Raw genomic sequence first — 24896 nt, forward strand, 5'->3', positions numbered from 1 at the left:
AGGCTAAGGGTTTCCCGGGGCACGGCGTACCGCGTCCGGAGTACGGGGAAGGCGCACCGTACCTCTCCGGGATGCCGCGCACTTCACCCTGGCGGCACGCGAAAGGGTTGCGTCCTCCGTTTAGGGTCGAGGGATGGAGACCCCTACTGCTCGATGGCGGCGTCTGCTGCCCCGCACCCCCGGCCGGTGGGCCTCGGTCGGTGCCGCGCTCGCCGTGCTCGTGGGCGGCGGCGCCTGGAGCGCCGCGGCCGACGACGGCTCGCCCGAAGTGCGGCGCGAGGACCGGACGCTGCGGATGGACGGGGTGCCGGTCGACACCTCGTACTTCTACGGGGAGGGGTCCGGGAAGCGGCCCGCCGTGCTCATCGGACACGGCTTCGGCGGCAGCAAGAACGACGTACGGGCCCAGGCGGAGAAGCTGGCCGCGGACGGGTACGCGGTGCTGACCTGGTCCGCGCGCGGCTTCGGGAAGTCCGGCGGCAAGATCTCCCTCAACGACCCGGACCGCGAGGTCAGGGACGTCTCCCGGCTCATCGACTGGCTGGCGGAACGGCCCGAGGTGGAGCTGGACAAGGAGGGCGACCCCCGGGTCGGTCTCACCGGCGCCTCCTACGGCGGAGCGGTCTCGCTGCTCGCCGCCGGGCACGACGAGCGCGTCGACGCCATCGCCCCGGTGATCACGTACTGGAATCTCGCCGACGCCCTCTTCCCCGACGGGGTCTTCAAGAAGCTCTGGGCCGGGATCTTCATCACCACCGGCGGCGGCTGCGAGCGGTTCGAGCAGCGGCTGTGCGCGATGTACGAGCGGGTCGCCGTCAGCGGCGAGCCCGACGCGGAGGCCGTGAAGCTGCTCACCGAGCGCTCGCCGTCCGCCGTCGCCGACCGGATCAAGGTGCCCTCGCTGCTCCTCCAGGGCCAGTCCGACTCCCTGTTCCCGCTCGGCCAGGCCGACGCCATGCAGAAGGCCATCAGCGCCAACGGCGCGCCCGTCTCCGTCGACTGGATCTCCGGCGGCCACGACGGCGGCGACAACGAGACCAGCCGGGTCCAAGGGCGCGTCGGCGCCTGGTTCGACCGGTATCTCAAGGAGGACACCGGCACCGGCACCGGGCCCGCCTTCCGGGTCACCCGTACCGGAGGTGTCGACTCCACCGACGGGGCCGCCCTGCTGCGCGGCGCGAGCAGCGACACCTACCCGGGGCTGCGCAGCGGCGGCCGGGAGATCGCGATCGACGGGGGCACGAAGACCTTCCGCAACCCGGCCGGGGCCGCGCCGCCCGCCATCTCCGCCGTGCCCGGCCTCGGCGGCGGACTCTCCCAGCTCTCCTCGCTCGGCGTCGGGCTCTCGCTGGACTTCCCCGGCCAGTACGGCCGCTTCGAGTCCGCCCCGCTGGACGCTGCCGTACGCGTCACGGGCACGCCCACCGTCCGCGTGAACGTCACGGCCAACGAGGGCCGGGACGCGGTGCTCTTCGGCAAGCTGTACGACGTCTCACCGGACGGCCGGCAGCAGCGGCTGCCCTCCCAGCTCGTCGCGCCCTACCGGATCACCCCGGGGGAGCAGGGCAGGCCCCTTGAGCTGGCGCTGCCCGCCGTGGACCACGAGTTCGACGCCGGACACCGGCTGCGGCTGGTGTTCTCCGCGACCGACCTCGGTTACGCGTCCCCGGCCGAGCCCGCCACGTACACCGTGACCGCCGACGGACCGCTGACCATCCCCACCGCCCCCGCCGTACGGACCGCGGCCGCCCCGCTGCCGTGGTGGACCTGGGGTCTCCCGGCCGCCGCCCTCGTCATCGCGGCCGTGCTCCTGATCACCGCCCGGCGGCGGACGGCGACCCCCGCACCGGATCCCGCACTGGCCGACGTACCGCTGGAGATCACCGGGCTCTCCAAGAAGTACGCGAAGTCCGTCGACCGGTACGCCGTGCGCGAGTTGTCCTTCCGCGTCGAGAAGGGCCAGGTCCTCGGACTCCTCGGCCCCAACGGCGCAGGCAAGACGACCACCCTGCGGATGCTGATGGGGCTCATCACCCCCGACGAGGGCGGGATCCGCGTCTTCGGCCAGGCCATCCGCCCCGGCGCCCCGGTCCTGTCCCGGGTCGGCGCCTTCGTGGAGGGCGCGGGCTTCCTGCCGCACCTCTCCGGGCGCGCCAATCTGGACCTGTACTGGCAGGCCACCGGGCGCCCCGCCGAGGACGCCCACATCGACGAGGCCCTGGAGATCGCCGGGCTCGGCGACGCGCTGGCCCGCGCGGTACGGACGTACTCCCAGGGCATGCGGCAGCGGCTCGCCATCGCGCAGGCCATGCTCGGCATGCCGGACCTGCTGATCCTCGACGAGCCGACCAACGGGCTGGACCCGCCGCAGATCCGCGAGATGCGGGACGTGATGATCCGGTACGCGGCCGGGGGCCGGACCGTCATCGTCTCCAGCCACCTCCTCTCGGAGGTCGAGCAGTCCTGCACGCACCTGGTCGTCATGGACCGGGGCCGCCTGGTCCAGGCCGGTCCGGTCGCCGAGATCACCGGCTCCGGCGACATGATCCTGGTGACCACCGCCGAGGAGGTGCCCGAACCGCTCGTGGAGAAGATCGCCGCCCTGCCCGGGATCGGCTCCGCCGTCCGCACCGGCGAGGGGCACGGCCTCCTCGTCCGCCTGGACGGGGCCACCACCTCGCGGCTCGTCGCGGACCTGGTCCGGCTCGACGTGCCGGTCACCGGCGTCGGCCCGCATCGCCGCCTGGAGGACGCCTTCCTCACCCTGATCTCCCAAGGAGCAGCATGAGCGCCCCCGTTCAGCCCCCCGAGGCCCGGGTGGAGAGCGAACACCCGGAGGCCGCGGGCTACCGCGCCGGGCGCACCCTCCCGCTCCGCGTCGAGGCCATGCGGCAGTTGCGCCGCCGCCGCACCCTGCTCATGGGCGGGGTGCTCGCCGCCCTCCCGTTCATCCTGATCATCGCCTTCGCGATCGGCGGCACGCCGGACGGTGAGGACGGCGGCGGAGGGGGCGGGGGCGGGGGCAGCCGGATCAACCTGATGGACGTGGCGACCGAGTCCGCCGCGAACTTCGCGGCCACCTCGCTGTTCGTCTCGGCCGGGTTCCTGCTGGTGATCCCGGTGGCCCTGTTCTGCGGGGACACCGTCGCCTCCGAGGCCAGCTGGTCCTCCCTGCGCTATCTGCTCGCCGCGCCCGTGCCGCGGGTCCGGCTGCTGTGGTCCAAGCTGGTCGTCGCGCTCGGCTTCAGCCTCGCCGCGATGGTGCTGCTGCCGGTCGTCGCCCTGGTGGCGGGCACGGCCGCCTACGGGTGGGGGCCGCTGAAACTGCCGACCGGGGGAGCGCTGGCCGCCGGGGACACCGTGCCGCGCCTCGCGCTCGTCGTGGCGTTCATCTTCGTCTCCCAACTGGTCACCGCCGGGCTGGCGTTCTGGCTCTCCACGAAGACGGACGCACCGCTCGGCGCGGTCGGCGGCGCGGTCTTCCTCACCATCGTCGGCAATGTGCTCGACGCGGTGACCGCGCTCGGCTCCTGGCGCGACTTCCTGCCCGCCCACTGGCAGTTCGCGTGGGCCGACGCGCTCCAGCCGCAGCTGGAGTGGGGCGGCATGATCAAGGGGGCGGCGATCTCGGTCACGTACGCCCTGATCCTGTTCGCACTGGCCTTCCGCGGGTTCAGTCGTAAGGACATCGTGTCCTGAATCTGATGTTCCGCCGTTTCAACGGCCGCTGACCGCCCAGGGCCGCCCGCTGTTGCGGCATCGAGACGCTTCCGCAACGCTTTCGTCGGCTCCGGCGGGCGGCCCCGTACGTCACATTCACAGGTGTCGAGGACACCGTGACGACGTGGGGGGATACGTATGTACGAGGCCGGACGGCAGGAACAGCACGGTGGAGAGCGGGAGTCGGGAGGGCCGGGCCGACGGCGCGGGAAGCGCGTCGGAGGGCTGGCGCTCCTGCTGGCGGGCGGCCTGCTGCTCACCGCGTGCAGCGCCTCCAGCGGCGACGGCACGACCGCAGACCGGAACTCCGCCGCCCGCAGGGGCCCGGGGGCCGCGGGCGGACAGCCCGCCCCCGACGCCGCGGCGCCCGGTCGGAGCGGCCAGGGCTTCGAGGCGGACCGGGCGCGGCCGGAGCGGGCCGCACCCGACTACCTCTCCACCTTCGCCCTGGACGTGGACACCGCGAGCTACGGCTACGCGCGCCGCATCCTCGGCGACGGCAGGCTGCCCGAGCCCGGAGCCGTACGGCCCGAAGAGTTCGTCAACAGCTTCCGCCAGGAGTACGAACGGCCCAAGGGCAACGGCTTCGCGGTGAGCGTCGACGGGGCACGGATCGACGCTCTCCAGGGCGGCGGACCGGGCGCCGGGCCCGGGAACGGGACGGAGACCGACAGCGGGGCCGGGAGCGGTGACGAGAGCGGGACAGCAGGCGGAACCGGAGCCGCCGACTGGTCGCTGCTCCGCGTCGGCCTCGCCACCAAGGCTGCCCCGCCCGCCGCGGAACGCCCGCCCGCCGCGCTGACGTTCGTCGTCGACATCTCCGGCTCCATGGCCGAGCCAGGCCGCCTGGACCTGGTCCGGAAGTCGCTGATGATCCTCACCGACGAACTGCGCGACAACGACTCCATCGCCCTGGTCACCTTCAGCGACGAGGCCGAGACCCGGCTGCCGATGACCCGCCTCAAGGGCAACCGGAACCGGATCAAGGACGTGGTCGGGGAGCTGGCCCCGGCCCAGTCCACCAACGCCGCGGCGGGCATCACCCTCGGCTACGAGGAATCGGTGAAGGGACACCGCGAGGGCGTCACCAACCGGGTGGTGCTGCTGTCCGACGCGCTGGCCAACACCGGCGAGACCCGGGCCGAGAGCATCCTGGAGAAGATCGAGTCGGCCCGCCGCGAGTACGGCATCACCCTCTTCGGCGTCGGTGTCGGCAGCGACTACGGCGACGCGTTCATGGAGCGGCTCACCAACAAGGGCGACGGGAACACCACCTACGTCGGTGACGAGGAGCAGGCCCGCAAGGTCTTCGTCGACCAGCTCCCCGCCCACCTGGAGATCCGGGCACGGGACGCCAAGGCCCAGGTGGCGTTCGACCGGAAGACGGTGCGGCAGTTCCGGCTGATCGGCTACGAGAACCGCGAGGTCGCCGACGAGGACTTCCGCGACGACAGCGTCGACGGCGGCGAGGTCGGCCCCGGCCACACGGTGACCGCGCTCTACGCCGTACGGCTGCGCCCGGGGACGCCCGGCACCGTCGCCACGGCCACCGTCCGCTGGCTCGACCCCAAGACCCGCGAGGCGCACGAGGAGACCGGGACGCTGCGGACCGACGCGATCGGCGGCGCCCTGTGGGGCGGCGAGAGCGAACGCCTCCAAGTGGCGGCGGTGGCCGCCTACTTCGCGGACGACCTGCGCAACGGCGACCTGCCCGGAGCGCCGGGCCTCGGCGCTCTCGCCTCCCGGGCGTCCGAGCTGGCGGAGGCGACCGGGGACAGCTCGGTGCGGAAGCTGGCCACGGCCGTCTCGGACGCGAACCGCCTCAGGGGCGGCAGGCCGGGAACGGACGGCGGACCGGAACCGACGGAGGGCGAGATCCGCTGAGGGGCCCCGGCAGAACGGCACGGGCCCAGGCCGGGACCCGCGCCGTGGGCCGGGGGCGGCACCTGACCGGGACCGGCGCCGTGGGCCGGGGGCGTGCGCGGGGCCGACGGGGCGTACGGGGGCGGTGCGGAGGTGTACGGGGGTCTTCGGGGCGTACGCGGGTGGGGCAAAGGTGTACGGGGCGTACGGGGGTGGGGCCGGTCCGGGCGAGGCCCCACCCCCGTAACGCGGTCACACGTTGGGGACCTTCAGCCGGTCCCAGCTGCTCTTGCCGGGGATGCCGTCCGCGTCGCCGCCCGTGTAGCCGAGCTTGCGCTGCCAGGCGGCGTACGACTTCCGGTCGGCCTCGGACCAGGACGGCCCCGGTCCCACCGTGTACCGGCCGCACCCCTCGGAGACCAGGCGCCTGCCCATCGCCGTGACGACCGGGCTGTTGCGGCCGACCCTGAAGAACGCGGATCCCGGGAACGGTTCGTACGTCGGTTGCGGCGGCGGGTCGGAGGGGCCGTCGGGGGCGCCGCCCAGCCGCTTGGCGATCCTGGAGCGCATCGAGTTCATGGTGAAGCCGCGCGGGTCGACCTTGCCCGGCTGCCACTCCAGGTGCCCGATCACGGAGCGCTGGGACCAGCCGTGGGCCCGGCAGATGGCGGCGGCGGCCCGCTCGATCGCCAGCAACTGGGCGGCGGGCCAAGGGTCCTTGCCGTCACCGAGGTTGACGCACTCGAAGCCGTAGAAGTACCTGTTGCCGTCGGTGTTGGCCTCGTTGTCCGGTGGCAGCGCCTTCTCCGCGACGACGGCGCGCAATACGTCGTCGTCCCCGAGCCCGGCGTGGTTGGCGCGGCCGTTGCCCACGAGGTAGACGGTCCCGTTCTTCGCGATCACGCCGTGGCAGAGCGGGCCGGGCAGGGCGGAGTGGCCGTTGTAACAGAGGTCCACGGAGGACGAGGTGCCCGAGGTGACGGTGTGATGGATCATCACCCCGTGCGTCGGGCCCCAGGGCCCCTTGTGGTTCCGGTTGTTGGTACGCCAGCTCCGGTGTTCGACGACCTGGAGGCCTTCGTCGCGGAGGGCTTTGAGCAGCTTGTCGGCGGACAGCGGCGTCGCCATCGTGGCGCTCCTTTCCCTGCGGGTGCGTAGGTTCACGCGGGCGGTTCGGCGGGGGGCGACGGGATCCAGGGGCCTCGACGACGTTCGTCGCTCGCGCGGACCCCGCCGGCTGTGCGGTGGTCGGGAGCGCCCTGCGACGGTTCCGCCCCCGTGCTCACCTGATCGTTTTTCCCGCTCCCGCACCCCTCCGAACGTCCCGTCCGACGGAAGGTTTCACCGAACCCGAACGCCTGTCCGGACATATGCGAACGCGGGTTCCCGTTCCGGACGCCGCACCACCTCACGCATCAACCCAGGTGCCGGTCTCGCGCCAACCCACGCGCCGGTCCAGCGGAATCGTCGGGAGGCCGCCCCTCCAGACGCACGCGCAACATCTTTGTCGTGTGCGGGCCAATCCGTTCCGGCGGCGGCTCCGAATAGACGACATCAGCGACCGAACGTCGTTCCGGCCCGCGCCGGGACCTCCGGAAGGGGATGTGTCCTCGTGATAGCCCGCCGTACAACTCGCCTCGCCGCACTGCTCGCTCTGCCCGCCGCGCTCACCCTCGGGGTGTCCGTGCCCGCCCTGGCCCACGAGGGCCACACCGCCAGCACCACGAAGGCGGCCGACGGTGACACGTACCAGATCGACCTGGAGCAGCTGAACGACTCCGGTGCCAGTGGCGCCGCCCTGGTCAGCCTGGACGGTGACAAGCTCACCGTGAAGATCGACGCCCAGGGGCTCGTTCCCGGTCAGCCGCACGCCCAGCACATCCACGGCTCGACCGACGGCCACGACTTCCGCTGCCCGGACAAGAGCGCCGACAAGGACGGCGACGGCATCGTCACCACCGCCGAGGGGCTGCCGCAGTACGGGGACATCAACATCTCCCTGACCACCAAGGGCGACACGTCCAAGGACAGCGGCCTCGCGGTGGACCGGATGCCGGTCGCCGACAAGGACGGCAAGCTGACGTACTCCCGGACGATCACCGTGTCCCAGGACGTGGCGGACCACCTCAAGGACCTGCACATCGTCCAGCACGGCATCGACCGGAACAACGACGGCAAGTACGACTTCGGCGCGGGCAAGAGCGAGCTCGACCCGAAGCTCCCGCAGGAGGCCACCGCTCCGGCCAACTGCGGCATGGTCAAGGGCGCGGCCGTCGGCTCCATGCCGGTCGGCGGCGTAGAGACCGGCGGCGGCACCACGGAGGGCGTCGAGTCGCCGGGCCTCCTCGCCGCGGGCGGCGCGGCCCTCCTCGCGGCAGGCGGCCTGTTCGCCGTACGCCGCCGGACCCGCACCGCCGACGACGGTCACGGTGCCTGAGCAGTCCGGCCCGTACCGCCCACGACCCACGGCTGACGACCGTCGCGGCGGCTGAATCCCGCCGCGCCGCCCGGTCCGTGTCCAACGCCCCTCGGCGGCAGGAAGCAGGGAAAGGTGACCCCGATGAACGCAACGGACCCGAACGAGGGAACCGCGCCCCGCCCCGGGCGGCGGACGTTCGTGCTGACCGCCGCCGTCGTGGCCCTGCTCCTGACCGGCGGGCTGCTGCTGGCCCTGGGAACCGGACGCCAGCAGCCTGCCCCGCCGACCGCCACCGACAAGGGCGGCGCCCCGGCCCCGGCGGACCGTACGGCCTCACCTGACGGAGGGTCGTCCGCGTCACCGGGCGGCGGAGGCGGGCGGCGCGGCACCGCGCTGCCCGCCTCCCGCCCCGTCAGCATCTCGATCCCGTCCCTGAAGGTGAACTCCACTCTGGAGGACCTGGGGCTCGGCGAGAACCGGGCGATGGACACCCCGCGCGATCCGGACAAGGCCGGCTGGTACACGCCGGGCCCGACGCCGGGGGCCATGGGCCCGGCGGTGATCGCGGGACATGTGACCTGGGACGGCGCCCCGTCGGTGTTCTTCGAACTCGCCGACCTCGACCCGGGCGACCGCATCGAGGTCCGCCGCGCGGACGGCCGTACCGCCGAGTTCACCGTCGACCGGAGCGCCGTCTACCCGAAGGACGAGTTCCCCACGGTCGAGGTCTACCGCAACCTGGACCACGCGGGCCTCCGCCTGATCACCTGCGGCGGCGACTTCTCCGAGGCCGACCGCCGGTACGCGGACAACGTCGTCGTCTACGCCACCCTCACCGGCAGCCGCAGCTGAGAGAGCCCGCCCCTCGGGCCCGGGGCACCGGGCGACTGTGCAAGAGCGAGGGCCTGGTCCGCCTCGCGCGCCCACCGGACACCGTCCGGCCTGAGAAGACGCCGCCGCGGTGAGGCGGCGCCAAGGGCACAAGTTCAACCCCCGTAACGCCTTCTCCCGAGCCTTCTCGATCGCCTCGTCCAGGGACGGTGCGAGGACGCGTTTGAGAACGCCATAGCAACGCCTCGCTGCCCGCGCAGGCCAAGGCATGGCAGGCGCCCTCCCAGGGCAAGCCAGTGCCGCCCCCTTCACGGACTGGGCGATAGGACCGAGCACACCGCGGCCGCCCGGCACCACGTGGTCTGCGCCGACTCCCGCTGGTCGCGGTCGCTGAACACCTACCAGCGCGCCGCCGCGAAGGACCGGTTGCGCTCCCCGATGCTGGGCGGCTCCACCGGCAGCATCACGCCTGCGCCTTCTGGCCGCGCGAGGGCATCGAGAAGCAGGTGACGATCGGCGGCGACCTTCGAAGCCACCTCGGTTGTCCTACCCCGTAGGACGTCCAGCCACTGCCGGTCAGAGCATGACGGCATCCACCAAGCCGCGCTCGACAGGCCCGCAGGCACACCTCGGCGCCTCCTCGCCCTATTCAGGCTTCACCGCACCGGCTGACAACCACCTGCCGACGAACGACGTGGATTCACAGAGATCGCGTGAGCCGCGTCGGGCGGCTCACCGTCGGCGACGTGATCCACGACGACACCGTGCTGAGAGTCAGAACCTCGGGCAGGGACGCCTGCTGAGCGCACAGGCTATGACGAACGGGTCAGCTGGTCGGACGGCCGTATCCGGCGGCCGAGTGCTACACCCAGCTGGAAGCGGTTGTCGACCCCCAGTCTGTCCATGAGCGAGCGCAGGATATTGGTCACGGTGCGGGGGCTGACGCCGAGTCGGCCGGCAGCACTCGCGTCCGTGTGCCCCGCGAGCAGTAATGCCACCAGCTTGCGCTGGCGTTCATCCAGGGGCATGACGGCGGCGATCCTCTCCTCCAGGGACGGGCGCGCCGGAGCAGTCCGCTGTCGGCGCTCGAGTATGCGAGGGTCACTGCGACGTAGAGCTGCGGGATCCGTTGCGTTGGGCATGAGGCCGGCTCCTACTCGGTGCGGTGGGACGGGCGCGGCGGTGCATTTCGCGTTTTTCGTCGAAAAGGAAGCTGATACCGGGGGGCCATTAGTACGGCTGAGGCCAAAATCGTTCCGCGCTATGGTCTGGACCGCGCGTTGCAGGGTCGCCCTCGTCAAACTGGAGTGTGCTGCCGGGGCCATGCGGCTTTCGATCAGCGGCTCATCTCGTGAAGTCCACGCCAGCTCGGGCGAGTTTTTGCGCGAGGATTGACCTTCCCAAACTTGTTTTTGTCAGCTAAAATTGACTACTGAGTCATATCTGTCTGGATTGTCAAGGAGTGGTTGTGAAGAATTCGGAGGGAATCGGTGAGCGAATCCGCCGTCTTCGTCGTGCAGCGGGAATGTCCCAGGCCGACCTTGCCGGCGACGCCATGTCCACCAGTTACATCTCGCTGCTGGAGGCAGGCAAGCGCGTGCCCTCGACCGATGTGCTTGCGCAACTGGCGAGGAGGCTGGGCTGTGACCCGTCCGATCTGACCGGTATTCCGCCGGGGAGCGTGGTCACCGAGTTCCGGTTCGAGTTGAGTTACGCCGAGATGGCGTTGAACAACGGAGATCCTGAAGCCTCGCTCAACGCCTACCGCGATGTACAGAAGAAGGTGAGCCTCGATGACCAGCCAGAGATCTGGTACAAGGCGGAGCATGGTATGGCCAGGTCGTTGGAGCACGGCGGACGACTGGAGGAGGCGGCGGTCCGGTTGGAGCGCCTGCTCACCGCTTCCCTCGACCACCCCGACCTGGTGCCGCGCCTGCCTACGGTGATCGCCCTCTGCCGGTGCTACCGGGAACTGGGCGATCTGTCCCGCGCCATCGAGGTGGCGGAAGCCACGTTGGCGGAGTGGGAGGATATGCGGCTCGCGCCGACGGTCGTCGGGGTCGAACTGCTCTCGACCCTGGTCGGCGTCTATATGGAGCGCGGGGACCTGCACCGGGCGGCTTACCTGGCCAACCAAGCGATCACGCAAGCCGCGGTGGTCACCGACTCCCGCGCGCTCGGCGCCGCGTACTGGAACGCAAGCGTCGTCATGCACCGTAACGGCAACACCGCAGACGCTCTCACACTTATCGAGAAGGCACTGGCCATCTATGCCGAGGGTGATGACCAGCGAGCTCTCGCGCGGTTGAGGAATGCCTACGCCATGGTTCTCCTCCATTCGGACACGGCGCAACCGGAGGTCGCCCGTGAGGTGCTCGATCAGAGTCTGGCGAGCTTGCGCGAGGTCGGCAGCAATGTAGACATCGCTTATTGTCTCTCCGCTCTGGCGCAGGTCGAGCTGCGTCTCGGAAACGCGGCGAACGCGATTGATCATGCGAATCGGGCCCTGGAATTGCTTGGCTCTGATCACCGGCTGCAGAGCGCCCGCAACCATCTGGTGCTGGCTGCCGCCCAACTGGCCCTTGGCGACAAGGAGTCCGCTCGGGATGCCTATGAGCGTGGCGCCTTGATGCTGGAGGCGTCGGAGGCCAGTCGCCAGGCCGCATTCGCGTGGGCCGAGCTGGCCGAGATCTTGAAGCTCTGCGGTGAGGACGAGCGTGCGGTGTGGGCCTACCGGCAGAGTGTGCGCTGCATGGGCCACCGGGAGACCTTCCTGACGAACCAGAAGCTGACGTCGCCGACATAGGGGCGGCATGAAGGGCAAGTGTCGCCGGGAATCCGGACACATCCCTGCTCCTCGGTACGTCGCCCCCTGCGGTCAGCAGCACACCGGGATGTCGTCGATCGGGTCCTGCGGCGTGAGCTGTGTCGTTTCGGTGGTTAACGCAGGAAGGGGCGTCCGGGCCGGCTGCGTGGCCGACGCCGCCGGAGCGGCACACGCCAACAGAAGTATCGCGGCTGCCGAGAGGTACCTGAGTCGGTTCATCTGAGTCATTACCTTCCTTTTGCAATGGCGGACGGTCAACTCCGCCAGCAGTGCCTTACTGACCGCTTCGTTTAAAACGTTGTCACATTGCGACACGGCAGTCAACATCCCGACCCTCCATTTCAATTTGTCCGCTGTAGGGCAATTTGTGTGCTTTTTTGCGGACAGGATGAAGGGGGGTGAAGCGGGTTTTGCGTAAATTGGCAGTCTATCGGGTAAGGGTATTCTCTTCGGTGCTGTAGATTTGTGACTGTCAGTCAACGTGTATTGACAGCGACGGGGAGAGGCAGACGTGGGCGGGACAGTCTCAAGAGCAGTGGCGTTCGTGGAGCATCTGGTGGGCCTCGGGTACCGGCGCCTCCCGCCCGGACCCCTCGTCGCGGCCGACGACGACACCACGCTGTTCACTTCGGTGGCGGCTCCGGCCTGGCGAAGGTTCCTGACCGGATACCCCCGTTCCCGGCCCGGGGGTTCCGTGGTTCTTCAGTGGACAGTCAGCACAAGCCGTCTGATGCACCTTCCGTCGGGTATCCCGCCCAGCGCCCACCGCACCATCGGCGCCATCTGGGTCGGCCGCCGCCCGTACCGCGAAGCGTTGGGCGGCGTCCTGGAGGCGTTGCGAAAGGCCCACGTCGGCACCGGTGATCTGACGTTCCACCTCAGGGCGGAGCGGCATGAGAGCCCGTCTGTCACAGCCGCCCTGCTCGAACTGGGTATCCGGCCCGAAGGCATCGTGCGCGGTGCTCGATTGCCGGACGGGCTGGTACGCCTCGAACCCGAGTTGGGACCCTGCCTGAGCGTTCGGCGCAGGTCCGGGACAGCCAGGTTCGGCCACTGTGACGCCCAGTGCCCGTGTGGATGTCACGTCACGGTCGCGCACATCCAGTTCGCGGAGCGTTACCGCACCGGGGGTCGTATCACGCCGCTACGCCAGCCACTGTCGGAGATCATCGTCTTCGAACACGCACTGACTCCGGCCGTCGACATCGCGGGCCTGCCGGTACAGGGCGGCCGGAGCATCCCGGTACCGGCTCTGCTCAGCCGACTGACTCGGGCGATCGCCGATCTTCAGCCCCTCGCCGGCAATGTGACAGGCCGAAGTCCCGTTCTTCTCGCGGACCTTGCCAGCGTCGTCGTGCTGCTGCTGGGCGACGGCATGGCACCCGGACTCCGTGGTGGGCCCTACGTCCTCCGCCGGATGATGCGCATGATCGGTACCGAACTGGCACTGCAAGGACTGTCTCCCGACCTGATGTCGGCGGTCATCGCCACCGCCGACATCGCCTACCGGGCTCCCCTGGGGTTCCCTGAGCTGCCGGACCGCTCCTGGACGTACGTCGAAAGAGAACAGGACGCCTTTCAACGAGTGCTGACGCGCGGTCCTGACCTGCTTCTGCGATCGGGCGCTCTCTCGGAGGATGAGGGGGACGCCGCACGCCAACTCGCGCGGCTGTGGTCGGAGCGGGGTGTGCCCCTCGCGCTGTCGCTGCGCTGGTGCCGTGAAGCGGGCGTCGAACCGTCCCTCCCGCACCTGGCACGAGTGGAAGTGGAGTAAGGGCTGTCTGCGGCAGCTCGCGGCGTTGTCCGGGGTCTCGCCCGCCACGGGGTGCCGAGTCATCCTGTGGCCGGGACCGCTCCTGACCATCGAGCCGACCACCTGCTCCGCCGCCCCGCACCGGCCTTCTGCAACGCGCTTTCGGTCCGCGCGGCGCCCTCCCCGCGCACTGACGCCCATCGGTGGCGGCCCGTGCACCGGTCGAGCTGATCCGGGGTGCGGCCTCGTTGACCGGCACCACATCAGGGCAGGGCTCACCCATACCCGGGGCCCCTCCTGGGAAGGAATCTATCCGCCCGCGGCCCGACGCACGGGTGTGACAGTGGCGTTGAGGTCCTCCTCGATGTGGTGGAGACGGCGGGCGATCAGCTCCAACCAGCGCGCGGTACCAAGGTTCTCGGTGCCGGGTCGGCAGCCGACGTGGTGAGCGGTCTGTTCGATGATTCTGCGTGTCGCGGCCAGCGGTCCGGACGCCTCGTCGGCCAACTGGGCAAGAATCGTGGCGAAGCGCGCTGACGAGGTCGGCATGACGGCCTGAGCACTGTTCGGCTGCGCGGTGCCGTCGCGAGTCAGGCTCAGGCGCAGGTCGTGCTCGATATGCCGGGCTTCGTCGCAGAGGCGTCGCATGAGGTCGTCGGGCTGAGACTGCCAGGCGCCGTCGAGCCGGATGAGGTTGGCGATCAGATCGAGGCGTCCAGGTCTGCCGCGGACGGCGGCCCAGCGGCAGCCATGGGCGTCCCCCGGTATCTCGATGCCGGCGGCGCGTGCGAGACGCAGAGCTGTCTCGGTCCACTCCGCCGCGGACAGGTCGCGGTCGTCGGGATGAAGCCGGACAACGAGGTGGAAGACCGCCCGCCGGTCGTTCGTCGGGCTCGCGGCGAACGGATGCTGCAGCAGAGGCTTTTCGAGGTGCTGCGACCATTGGGCCGCCGTCCAGCTCTTCGGTGCCTCGTCCGGGGCGCACGAGTCCCGCCCCGACCAGTGGGCGACCACGGTGTGTTCGACAGCGCCGCCCCCGATGGGAACGGAGCGGCCCAGCGCTTCGCTGAGCGGGACGCTCGGGCTGTGTGCGCGCTCGTTGACGTGGGGGATCACTTCTCTCCTCCTGTGTGGACCGGCAGGCGCCGGTCCAGGTCGTGGGCCGCGGTAATCGCGAAGCGCTCGCGTACAGGCCTGGCGCGGATCGAGATGTCACCGATCACGACCCGGTCGACGACGCGAGTAGCTGGTCGTACCGGGAAAGCACGCGTAGGGCTCGCACCGCACTGAAGAGCGCGAATGAGGCCGGGCTGCCGACCCGGGGGCTCACCGGCCGCTCCGCGCGCCGACGGCGTCCACCAGCGACCAGGGCCGTGATGCGGTGCGAACGCCATGGGTGTCGGCGGCGGCGTCCAGGACGATGAGATCGCAGAAGGTCCTTTTCGGAGCGTGGCGGAAACCTGCCTCTCGATCACATCAACAATTGACAGAGCCGTGATCATCGAAACGCGGAGCAGATGTGACCCCCGGAGTCCGTCTCGAATGGCGAGCCTCCACCGCGCCGACGAGGGGCAGAAACAGGCCGCCTCTCGCCGGATGATCAGTAGATGTGCCACTCCTCAGGTTCTCACGTCCGGCTCTCAGAGGCGGCGTTTGTTGCGCATATTGGCAATTTCGGAGACAGCCGACTTGTTGATCTGGCAGGGTCAGGACATCTCGATTCGAGTCCGCGCGCGGGACGCCTACTTCACTGTGCGTGCAGGATAAGGTGCGCATTGATTGCCGATTTTTTCACTGAGTGGCATCAGCTCAGCCCTGCCGGGCATGTTGAGATCGCCCATGCCATCAACCGATTCGGGCTGACTCGACCGATGGCCTGGGTGACTGCCCACACCGACATGCTGTTTGGCTCCGAGATCACTGCCGGACTTGACCTGAATTCCGAGGCCACCCCGGAGTGGCTTGCCATCTCCATGGCCCCCGCTGGCCTTTCGGACGTCAGGCAGGCCGCCATGACGCAACGCCTGCGTCGTCAGCTGAGCGCGTATTCCGGCACTGGCCAAGTCAAGCTTTCGCTTTCACCAAGTCCCCCAGCTCATCCCGCGATTTCCGAAGGAGCGCGATGGCATTGCCGGAATCTTGTGCAGGACCAGCGGAGGTCGTAACGCCTACAGGAGGCGGTCGTAGTGGGCCACTGATGTGGTCGCAGGAGATGTACTGGTACCAGTACCATCTGCCCCTTCCCGTTGTGGACAGCGCGCGAATTCCACTGATTATTCGCATGCCGGATCCGGGAGTTCCCGAGGATCTGGTTGTTTCTGCTGTCCGGAACGTGATGCACCGATACGAGGCGCTGCGTACGATCTATCCGACGGACGAGCACGGTAGGCCGTTCCAGCTGGTGCTCGACGAGTTCCAGAGCCCCGTCCCGTTCCGGCGGGACGGTAATGCTACCGAAGATATTGACGCTGTCTTCCATGCTCTTTTTGCGCCGCCCATGGATCAAGCGACGGAACTCCCGCTGAGGCTGGGTCTGAACTTCACAAATCGGCGCGTGGCTACTCTGGTCCTGGTGATAAACCACATCGCCGTGGACGGGGCGAGTAGGACCCTCATCAAGGATGATATTACGCAGTACCTGAGCGCTTCTCATGAGGTGAGTTGCTCCTCGGCAGATGGTCAAGGGATACCTGTGCAGCCGCTCGTCGTCGCACGGCGGCAGTCGAATGCGGAGCCCTCCGCCCATGATCGATCCATGCGATACTACGAAACCATCCTAAAAAGCTCTCCGGCCGCTGAATTCCCTCGCTTTCGCCCCGCCGCACTTCTGGAATCGCGGCGGGGTGGTGACAGTTACTACAACAGGGTAGTTCTGCAGTCGTCCGCTCTCTTTGCCGCTTTGCGGAAACTTCATAAAACGTACGGCTCGAGTGCCGCAAACTGCGTTTCTGTCGCATTCGCTGTGGCGGTTCTCGCACTGTCTGGAAATTCCGCAACCACCCTCAGGATGAACTTCTCAAACCGTTTCGCGGAGGTACGTCAGTCAGTCGGTTGCTTCTTCCAGGAGGCGTTGGTCCCCATACGCCTGCCTCTGCGGGCGACCATGAGTGAGGTGATGGCCGAGGTCAAGAAAAGGATTCTCATTGCAAACCGGTACGCACAATACTCCTACCTTGATTTTCGGGACCTCAAGGCAAAAATCGAAACAGAACGCGGTCTGCCGATCCGGTTGGGGACGGTTCTCAACTGCAGTGACAAGCTCGAACGGCATCTGCGTGAGCCGGTCTCCCAGGACAGGACTTCCGCAGAGCGACCAACCACGATGAAGCGCTTTGAGTGCCTGTGGCGAGATGAGTACACCGATCTGTGCCTCAGAAGCACCGCGCGGGGAGGGGAAGTTTATCTGGACCTGATCGCCCACCGGTCCGTACTCGAGGAAGACCAGATCGAGAAGACGCTTTCGGCGATGGAGCATTTGCTCATCGCTTGGGCGAACGAGCTGGATATGGCGACTGCCACCGTCGCTGAGGTCATCGAGCGGTTCGGACTGCCGGTGTCCGCCTATGGCGAGGAGTGGGTTCATGTTGATCACAGCTGGGTCGACACGGCCAAGCTGGCGCGGTTCTTGAGTTCCGTGGAGGGCGTCGAGGCTGCCCGGGCCAAGGTTGTGGAGCGCCCATCGGGAGACCAGGCCCTCGTGGCTCAACTCGTGGGAGAGCCGAGTAGGCAGGACCAGGTGCGCGCACACGTCTTAGCTTCGATGCGCGAGAACGTGGACCTGATGTGCCCGTCCGAGTTCGTCTGGTACGACGAGCTGCCGGGGCCGGGGTCTTCGTCAGCTGCCGGGACGACGATGTCCGGTGCCTCCGAAGGAACGGCGTGTTTCCCAGCCGGCCCGGAGAGCCGCGCCGCTTCAGCGGGTTACGAGGCCTTGGCGACCGCTGTGGAGCTCGCTCTAGGTGGTATCCGGGTGGACATGGACCGCTCATACATCCAGCAGGGCGGGAGCGCTGTCCTGACGCCGGCAGTGACGAAGCATCTGAACCGGCTGGGATTTGAGGGCCTGTCCCCGGATGACCTCATGGGGCCATGGCCCCTGTGGGCTGCGGTGGATCTCTGTACGAAGCGAGTGAGGAAGGCGTGATGGCGGAGGAGTGGCAGCGTCCTCCGTCGCCGTTCGCGGCGTCCTGTTCCAGCCGCACCGACTGAGCCTTCTCCGACCTGGTCCCGATGGCGGGCTGTTGAGGGTCAAGGGCTGTACGCAACGACGAAGTTCCTGGTGGACGGGTTCTCGACCAAGATCACCCGTGTCTGCCAATAACTTCGAGGGCTTGTCCACCCGTCCCCGATCGATCTGTCCAGCAGCACTCCGCGGCATCTGACGCGACGGCTCACCGCGAGGCGGCGGGAGCTCGGCACATGGTGGGCGGCGACCGCCCGCCAGTCGGCCCTGCTCGCCCTGGCCCATCGGCGGTCCCATCTGCGGTGGGGTGACAGCCTCCCCGGGAGAAGGGTGGCATGCTCGCGGGATTCGTCTCCAGACGCGTCTGGGCCAACGCCCGGGGGGAGATCCTGTCCGAGTGTGACTTCACGACGCCGACCGGCGAGCGCGTCCAGGACCTGCGCCACACCTGTCTCACGGCGTGACTCGACAGCGGCGTCCCGCCGGCGCAGGTCGCCGATCGGGCGGACAACAGCGGCCCGTCCTGTTGGCGGTCCGCGCGCGCTGCATCGTCAGCCAACCGGATGACTACCTCAAACGGATCGAACGCGTCCACGACCTGCATCAAGGTGGCGGCGTGAAGAGCCCGATTCGCTTCGGACGGCAGACAGGCACGGTCTGACCTGTGAAAACGCCGCCTCGGTGAGGCGGCGTCAGTGGTGCCCCCGGCAGGACTCGAACCTGCGGCCAAGCGCTTAGAAGGCGCCTGCTCTATCCACTGAGCTACGGGGGCCGGGGGTCCTGATCGGGTGGTTCCTCGGCTGTGCCGGGACAAGGATAGGGCTCCGATCCCCTGGACCCGGTTGCTTCACCTGCGTGGCACGTTGTGGAGGTTCGGTGAAGCGAACCGATAATCGCAGGTAGGTGCGATTCCCGCAGCGCTTTTCGCCTACTGCGGGCCGGGTGTTGTGCAGTCGTTATGCCCCTGCCCCACTCGTCCCCTCTGTCCGGACTCTGTCACGAGGGTGGACCCGCCGCGCAGGGAGGGCTATACGCTTCAAAAAGGATTCAAAATTGGGCATTCTTCGCATGTGGCGACCATGGACGTACGGCCTCAGCTCATCGACGCACTTTCCGCCCTGCGCGACCGGGTCGCCGCTGTGCGTCTCCCACTCCCGCTGCCGGGGGCCGAACGCGCCCGGCAGACCCGGGTCGAACTCCTTGCCCAGCTCGACGACTACCTGCTGCCCCGCCTCAAGGACCCCGAGGCGCCGCTGCTCGCCGTGATCGGCGGGTCCACCGGGGCCGGGAAGTCCACGCTGGTCAACTCGTTGGTGGGGTGCCGGGTCAGCGAGGCCGGGGTGCTGCGGCCCACCACCCGGACGCCGGTGCTGGTCTGCCACCCCGACGACCACCACTGGTTCGCGGGCGTCCGGGTCCTGCCCCAGCTCACCCGGGTCTGGCTGCCGCCGGGCCGGCCGCGGGACCCCGACGGGCTCGACGACCTGACGGCGGGCGGCGAGGACGGTGAGAGCGCGCTGCGGGTGGAGACCGCCGTCAGCCTGCCCCGCGGCCTCGCGCTCCTGGACGCCCCCGACATCGACTCCCTCGTCGTCCGCAACCGGGTCCTGGCCGCCGAACTCATCTGCGCCGCGGACGTCTGGGTGATGGTCACCACCGCCTCGCGCTACGCCGACGCGGTGCCCTGGCACCTGCTGCGTACCGCCAAGGAGTACGACGCCGCGCTCGTCACCGTCCTCGACCGGGTGCCCCACCAGGTGATCGCCGAGGTCTCCCGGCAGTACGCGGCGCTGCTCACCCGGGCCGGGCTCGGGGACGTGCCCCGGTTCACCATCCCCGAACTCCCCGAGTCCACCGGCGGCGGCAGCGGACTGCTCCCCACCAGCGCCGTCGCCCCGCTGCGCGCCTGGCTCGCCCACCGGGCCCAGGACCCCGCCGCCCGGCAGCAGGCGGTGGGGCGTACCGCGTCGGGGGTCATCGAGTCGCTGAACGTACGGATGCCCGAGCTGGCCGCCGCCGTCGCGGCCCAGTACGCCGCCTCCGTCCGGCTGACCGGGGTGGTCGAGGACGCCTACGGCACCGAGGCCGCCCGCATCCGGCGGCGCCTCCAGAGCGGGGCGGTGCTCTCCGGGGACGCGCGGACCCGGTGGCGCGGCTACCCGCTCTACAGCTCACCCGAGGAACTCCTCGAAGCGCTCGTCGACAGCCTGGTCGCCCTCCTCCAGTGCTCCGTCTCCGCCGCCGACGAACAGATCCGCGCCCAGTGGCGCCGCGAGCCCGCCGGGGCCCTCTTCCGGACCGACGGCTCCGGGCGCGAGGCCGCGGCGTGGGGGCCCGCCGAGGACGTCGAGGGCCGGATCGCCGTCGCCGTACGCCGGTGGCGCCGGGTGCTGGAGGAGCTGGCCGAGGAGGAGGTGCGCCAGCTCGACCGCAGCGTCGCACCCGAACCCGAGACGGTCACCGCGCTGCTCGCGGCCGCCCTCCTCGGTGGACGACGGGCCCGCAAGGCAGGGGAGCAGCTAGCCGAACGCATCGGCGTCCAGGGCGCGCTGAGACTCCGTGACAAGGGGGGCGAGCTGCTGACCAGCTACCTCGACCAGGTCCTCGGCGGCGAACGCGACCGCCGCCTCGCCCCGCTCGACACCCTCGACGTCGCCCCCGAGCCCCAGGCCGAACTGATCGCCGCGCTTTCCGTACTACAGAGGGAGAGGTGGCAGCGATGACTGCCGTCACGGACGAGGACCACGGCAAGGGCGAGGCCCGGCCCGCCAGCGCGGCCGAGGACCGGCCGCAGGAGGACGGCGTCCCCGGGAACCCGGGCGAGCGCACCGGCCGTCGCTGGGACGACGGGCTCATCGCCCGGCGCGCCGCTGCCGTGGGGGCCCGCCGGAAGGCGGCGTCCGGCCGCGACGGGACACCCGGACCCCAGGCCCCCGACGAGGACGACGTACGGCCGCAGGTCGAGGCGTACGTTCCCTCCGGCGGACCGCTGCCCGCCCGGCTGGACGCCCTGCGCGAACTCGTCGGGCTCTCCCGGGCGCGGCTCGACCGGGACACCCTCGCCGAGGCGGGACGTGTACTGGACGAGGCCGCCGCCCGGCAGCGGCTCTCCTCCCGGCACACCGTCGTCGCCGTCGCGGGCGCCACCGGCAGCGGAAAGTCCACCCTGTTCAACGCGCTGGCCGGGGCCCAGATCTCCGACACCGGGCTGCGCCGCCCCACCACCTCCCAGCCCATCGCGTGCAGCTGGACCGACGGGGCCGCCGGGCTGCTGGACCGCCTCGCCATCCCCGGGCGGCTGCGGCGCAGGCCCCATCCGGGGCCCGCCGCGCTCGACGAAGCGCTCCAGGGGCTCGTCCTGGTCGACCTCCCCGACCACGACTCGGCGGCCACCGAGCACCGTGACCAGGTGGACCGGGTCCTCGCCCTGGTCGACGCGGTCATCTGGGTCGTCGACCCGGAGAAGTACGCCGACGCGGCGCTCCACGAACGCTATCTGCGCCCGCTGGCCGGACACGCCGAGGTCACCTTCGTCGTCCTCAACCAGACCGACCGGCTCTCCGGCGACGCCGCCGACCTCGTCCTGGACGATCTGCGCCGCCTCCTCGACGAGGACGGCATCGCCCTCGGCGAGCACGGCGAACCCGGCGCCACCGTCATGTCCCTGTCCGCGCTGACCGGCGACGGCGTGCCCGAACTGCGGGAGATGGTCGGCCGGTTCGTCCAGGACCGCACGGCCGCCACCCGCCGCCTCTCCGCCGACGTCGACGCGGCGGCTGCGCGGCTGCGCCCGGTGTACGTGGCCGACGGGCGTCCCGGACTCGGCGAGCGTGCGCGCGACGAGTTCACCGACCGGCTGGCCGAGGCCGTCGGCGCGGCGGCCGCCGGACAGGCCGCCGAGCGCGAGTGGCGCAGGAACGCGGGCCGGGCCTGCGGGACGCCCTGGCTGCGGCTCTGGCGCTGGTACGAGAACCGGGGGCTGCCCGGCAGCCTGGACCGGATGGGCCAGGCGCTCACCCCGCCCGAGGAGGAGCTGACCGCCCGGCAGCGGGTCGAGCAGGCGGTCCGGATCCTCGCGGACGACGCCTCCGCCGGACTGCCCGGCCCCTGGGCTCAAGCGGTGCGGGAAGCCGCGTTCAGCGGGGCGAAGGGGTTGCCCGAGGCGCTGGACGACCTGGCCGTCCGAGCGGGCGGACCGGGCACGGGCGGACGGGGGCGCGGGGGAGGGAAGCGGGCCGCGGACGGCTCCGGGCGGACGGAGCGCGCGGGTGACTCCGGGACCGGGCTGGTGGAGCACGCGGATGACTCCAGGACTGGCGACTCCGGGACCGGTCTCTCCGGCCGCTCCGGTGACTCCGGGACCGGTCTCTCCGGCCGCACCGCTGACTCCGGAGGGACGGAGGATGCGGGTGGCACCGGGCGGGGGGCGGGGAGTGCGGAGGGTGCCGGCGGCGGTGTTGTGGCCGGTGCCGGTGTTGTGGGCGGGGTGCCGGTCGTTCCGGCCGCTGCCCGTCCGGCCAGGCCGCCCCGGCCCAGGTGGTGGCCCGCCGCGGTGCTGGCCCAGGTCTCGATGACCCTGATCCAGATCTTCGGCGGGCTGTGGCTGGCCGGCCAGATCATCGGCGTCCTCGAACCGGGGCTCGTCACCCCCGCGCTCATCATGCTGGCCGGAGTCGTGGGCGGACCGCTGGTGGAGTGGGCTTGCGCGGCGGCCATCCGGGGACCGGCCCGCCGCTACGGGCAGGACGCCGAGCGGCGGCTGCGCGAGGCCGCCGCGGCCTGCGGGCGGGCGCGAGTCCTCGATCCGGTCGCCGCCGAGCTGGTGCGCTACCGGGAAGTGCGTGAGCGGTACGTGACGGTGACGGAGTTTTCCACAACCGGCCGGTAGTCCACAGGCCCCGACGCGATTCCCTTCCGGCGTCCACCATGGAGACCGGAAGACAGCACGGCAGCAAAGCGGTACAGCGTCATCACGACACGACGTCGCGACGACACGTCGTCACGCGCTGCGATCAGCACGCTGCCATGAGGAAATCGGGGGCGGAAAATGAATGAGACCTTGGTGACGCTGGTGGGAAACGCCGCCACGGCCGTGGAGTTCCGGGAGACCGCCACCGGCGGAATGGCGCGATTCCGTTTCGCCGTGACGCCACGGCGGTGGGACCGGGAGAAACAACTCTGGGCCGACGGCCGCACCAGCTTCTACACCGTCTGGGCCTGGCGCACTCTCGCCGCCCATCTGGCCGGTTCCGTTTCGGTGGGCGAACCGCTCGTCGTGCACGGTCGGCTGAAGGTGCGTGAGGAGGAACAGGACGGTCAGCGGCGGTCGTTCGTCGACGTCGAGGCCGTCGCGATCGGCCACGACCTGAGCCGGGGAACGGCCGCCTTCCGCCGGGCGGTCAGAGCGGAGTCCCTTACGCCAGCCGGAACAGAGCCCCGTACGGCGGCCGGAGACGGACCTGATCTGACGGAGCGTCCGGAGCGGGTCACGGTCGGCGATACGGGCCGGCTTCCGGTGGACCGGAAGGGAGCCGGTGAAATGGCTGCGGTGTCCTGAAAAGACTGATCGGGGACATCGGGCGGGCGATAACGATTCCGATTCGGAATGGTTGTCCAAGGGCGCTACGGGGGACTGTCCTTCGCCCGTTCCTTAGGATTCCCAGTGCTCACGGGTCACTTGGGTCTGCTGGCGGGACATTCCCCACACGCGCACCACGCGCGAGGGTCCCGCCCGGAGGGGAATTCTGTGCTGTCTGCGTCTTCGGTGTCCGCCGCGTCGTCCGGTACGACAGGGGCTCGCCACGGCCGCCCCGTCCGCCGCCCGGCCGCGGCGCTCCTGCTCTCCGGTCTCGTCGCGGCGGCCGCCCTCACCGGCGCCGGTCCGGCCGTGGCCGACGACCCGGGGCGGCACCACGGTGGCGCGGCCGCGGTGCTCGACGGGCTGAAGACCTTCGACAGCGCCGTGCTCCGGGTGCCGGGGGAGAACGGGGCTCCCGGCCGGGCCCAGGAACTGCCCGCCGGATTGTTCGAGATGACCGTGGACGGCGGCGGCCGGATCAAGACGTACGGCGTCGACCTCCACAACGCCACCCAGAACCAGGCCACGTATCTGGAGACCCCCTGGGCCGAGACCTCGCTCGGCGCCAACCGGAACGCGGGGAAGATCCGCTGGATCCTCCAGCACTCCTACCCGCAGGTCGACGACCTCGCCGCCCTCGCGGAGGCCGCCGGGACCGGCCCGCTGACCGAGCGGACCGCCGCCGCCGGGACCCAGGTCGCGATCTGGCGGTATTCGGACGGCGCCGACGTCACCGCGGCGGACAAGCAGGCGGAGAAGCTGGCCGACTGGCTGCACCGCAGTGCCCGCACCACCAAGGAGCCCCGGGCCTCGCTCACCCTGGAACCGGCCGCCGTCTCCGGCAGCGGCGCGGAGCGGCTCGGTCCGGTGACCGTGCGCACCGACGCCGAGCAGGTCTCGGTGTCGCCCCCGGTCGACGCGGCGGCGAGCGGGATCCGGGTCACCGACGCGAAGGGGGCGCCCGTCACCTCGGCGGGCGACGGGGACCAGCTCTTCTTCGACCTGCCGGAGGGCACCGCGGACGGCTCCGCCGCGCTGACCGTCCAGGCCGCCACCTCGGTGCCGGTCGGCCGGGCCTTCACCGGGATCGGCCGGACGCAGACGCAGATCCTGGCCGGGTCCAGCGAGTCCACCGTCTCCGCACGGGCCACCGCCGCCTGGGCCACGACGGGTCCCGCCCCCGCGCTGACCGCCCGCGAGAACTGCGCCAGGGGCGGCGTCGACATCACCGCCGCCAACCGGGGCGACGCCCCCTTCACCTTCGAGGCGGCCGGGGCCGGGCACACCGTCCCCGCCGGGGAGACCCGCACGGTGACCCTGCCCGTCGCCGAGGACCAGGCGTACGACGTCCCCGTCACCGGGTCCGGCGGCCTCCGGAAGAGCTTCACCGGGGTGCTGGACTGCGCCACCGCGGGCAGCGTCCTGCCCGGTGGGGAGAGCGGGACCGACGGCGGGGAGGGCGGCGGCCTCGGCGTCCACAGCGCCCAGCGGCCCGTCCCGGCCGCCGACGGCTCCGGCGCCCCGGGGCCGGCGGGCGATCTGGCCGCCACCGGGGGCTCCGACGTCACCCCGATGATCGCCGCCGTGGCGACGGGACTGCTCGTGGTGGGCGGCGCCGTGGTCTTCCTCCTGCGCCGCCGGAGGCCGGGCGCCGAGGGCGGGTGAGGGCCCGCGCCCATGGGGTGACGTGCGGGAAGGACCCTGCGGCGATACGGGTTTTCG

Annotated in this window: 17 protein-coding genes and 1 tRNA gene; 13 read left to right on the forward strand and 5 right to left on the reverse strand. The window is 70.4% G+C overall.

Annotated elements, in window-relative coordinates; translation table 11 throughout:
• Nucleotides 1-133 precede the first annotated feature (133 nt).
• The 3 genes from ACIRRU_RS08140 (at nt 134) to ACIRRU_RS08150 (ending at nt 5604) form a co-directional block, all read left to right on the forward strand.
• On the forward strand, nt 134-2788 hold the full coding sequence (locus ACIRRU_RS08140; RefSeq protein WP_403677684.1) for an alpha/beta fold hydrolase: 2655 nt from the start codon (nt 134-136) through the stop codon (nt 2786-2788).
• Complete coding sequence (locus ACIRRU_RS08145) at nt 2785-3699, forward strand: ABC transporter permease subunit (protein ID WP_363199585.1); 915 nt, start codon at nt 2785-2787, stop codon at nt 3697-3699. The genes ACIRRU_RS08140 and ACIRRU_RS08145 overlap by 4 nt, the downstream gene beginning before the upstream one ends.
• Before the next feature lie 159 nt (nt 3700-3858).
• Nucleotides 3859-5604, forward strand: coding sequence for a von Willebrand factor type A domain-containing protein (locus ACIRRU_RS08150; RefSeq protein WP_403677689.1), 1746 nt, complete (start codon nt 3859-3861; stop codon nt 5602-5604).
• Between the two features lie 231 nt (nt 5605-5835).
• Here ACIRRU_RS08150 and ACIRRU_RS08155 read toward each other — a convergent pair whose 3' ends face one another.
• Nucleotides 5836-6711, reverse strand: a complete 876-nt coding sequence (locus ACIRRU_RS08155) for a peptidoglycan-binding protein (RefSeq protein ID WP_403677692.1) — start codon at nt 6709-6711, stop codon at nt 5836-5838.
• A gap of 484 nt (nt 6712-7195) precedes the next feature.
• Here ACIRRU_RS08155 and ACIRRU_RS08160 point away from each other — a divergent pair, with 484 nt between their 5' ends.
• The gene (locus ACIRRU_RS08160; RefSeq protein ID WP_363199582.1) at nt 7196-8020 is read left to right on the forward strand and encodes a hypothetical protein; all 825 of its coding nucleotides are present in this window, start codon (nt 7196-7198) and stop codon (nt 8018-8020) included.
• Nucleotides 8021-8143: 123 nt separating this feature from the next.
• Nucleotides 8144-8854, forward strand: coding sequence for a class F sortase (locus tag ACIRRU_RS08165; protein WP_403677695.1), 711 nt, complete (start codon nt 8144-8146; stop codon nt 8852-8854).
• A 377-nt stretch (nt 8855-9231) separates the two neighbouring features.
• Here ACIRRU_RS08165 and ACIRRU_RS08170 read toward each other — a convergent pair whose 3' ends face one another.
• Together ACIRRU_RS08170 and ACIRRU_RS08175 are read right to left on the reverse strand one after the other, a co-directional pair.
• On the reverse strand, nt 9232-9369 hold the full coding sequence (locus ACIRRU_RS08170) for a hypothetical protein (protein WP_403677698.1): 138 nt from the start codon (nt 9367-9369) through the stop codon (nt 9232-9234).
• Between the two features lie 276 nt (nt 9370-9645).
• Nucleotides 9646-9861 (reverse strand): helix-turn-helix transcriptional regulator, encoded by a 216-nt coding sequence (locus ACIRRU_RS08175; protein WP_403677701.1) that lies wholly within the window; start codon nt 9859-9861, stop codon nt 9646-9648.
• A 440-nt stretch (nt 9862-10301) separates the two neighbouring features.
• Between ACIRRU_RS08175 and ACIRRU_RS08180 the strand changes: the two genes are divergently transcribed.
• A complete protein-coding gene (locus ACIRRU_RS08180; protein WP_403677704.1) occupies nt 10302-11639 on the forward strand; it encodes a helix-turn-helix domain-containing protein in 1338 nt (445 codons plus the stop codon).
• Nucleotides 11640-12195: 556 nt separating this feature from the next.
• Nucleotides 12196-13434, forward strand: coding sequence for a hypothetical protein (locus tag ACIRRU_RS08185; protein WP_403677707.1), 1239 nt, complete (start codon nt 12196-12198; stop codon nt 13432-13434).
• A gap of 288 nt (nt 13435-13722) precedes the next feature.
• On the opposite strand, the gene ACIRRU_RS08190 is transcribed toward ACIRRU_RS08185, so the two are convergent.
• A complete protein-coding gene (locus ACIRRU_RS08190; protein WP_403677710.1) occupies nt 13723-14529 on the reverse strand; it encodes a relaxase/mobilization nuclease in 807 nt (268 codons plus the stop codon).
• Between the two features lie 1096 nt (nt 14530-15625).
• Between ACIRRU_RS08190 and ACIRRU_RS08195 the strand changes: the two genes are divergently transcribed.
• Together ACIRRU_RS08195 and ACIRRU_RS08200 are read left to right on the forward strand one after the other, a co-directional pair.
• On the forward strand, nt 15626-17557 hold the full coding sequence (locus ACIRRU_RS08195; protein ID WP_403677712.1) for a condensation domain-containing protein: 1932 nt from the start codon (nt 15626-15628) through the stop codon (nt 17555-17557).
• Between the two features lie 374 nt (nt 17558-17931).
• Nucleotides 17932-18060 (forward strand): hypothetical protein, encoded by a 129-nt coding sequence (locus tag ACIRRU_RS08200; protein ID WP_403677715.1) that lies wholly within the window; start codon nt 17932-17934, stop codon nt 18058-18060.
• A 232-nt stretch (nt 18061-18292) separates the two neighbouring features.
• Here the strand turns inward: ACIRRU_RS08200 and ACIRRU_RS08205 are convergent.
• Nucleotides 18293-18368, reverse strand: a tRNA-Arg gene (locus tag ACIRRU_RS08205).
• 307 nt (nt 18369-18675) lie between these two features.
• Between ACIRRU_RS08205 and ACIRRU_RS08210 the strand changes: the two genes are divergently transcribed.
• The 4 genes from ACIRRU_RS08210 to ACIRRU_RS08225 all read left to right on the forward strand — a co-directional run bounded on the left by ACIRRU_RS08210 (nt 18676) and on the right by ACIRRU_RS08225 (nt 24839).
• Nucleotides 18676-20319 (forward strand): ATP-binding protein, encoded by a 1644-nt coding sequence (locus ACIRRU_RS08210; RefSeq protein WP_403677718.1) that lies wholly within the window; start codon nt 18676-18678, stop codon nt 20317-20319.
• Complete coding sequence (locus tag ACIRRU_RS08215) at nt 20316-22484, forward strand: GTPase (RefSeq protein ID WP_403677721.1); 2169 nt, start codon at nt 20316-20318, stop codon at nt 22482-22484. Before ACIRRU_RS08210 ends, ACIRRU_RS08215 begins: the two co-directional genes overlap by 4 nt.
• Nucleotides 22485-22643: 159 nt before the next feature.
• Complete coding sequence (locus ACIRRU_RS08220; protein ID WP_403677724.1) at nt 22644-23153, forward strand: single-stranded DNA-binding protein; 510 nt, start codon at nt 22644-22646, stop codon at nt 23151-23153.
• A gap of 189 nt (nt 23154-23342) precedes the next feature.
• The gene (locus ACIRRU_RS08225) at nt 23343-24839 is read left to right on the forward strand and encodes a TQXA domain-containing protein (protein WP_403677727.1); all 1497 of its coding nucleotides are present in this window, start codon (nt 23343-23345) and stop codon (nt 24837-24839) included.
• Nucleotides 24840-24896: the final 57 nt, after the last annotated feature.

The sequence above is a fragment of the Streptomyces sp. NPDC101181 genome (assembly GCF_044767975.1).
In the GTDB taxonomy this organism is placed as follows: Bacteria; Actinomycetota; Actinomycetes; order Streptomycetales; family Streptomycetaceae; genus Streptomyces.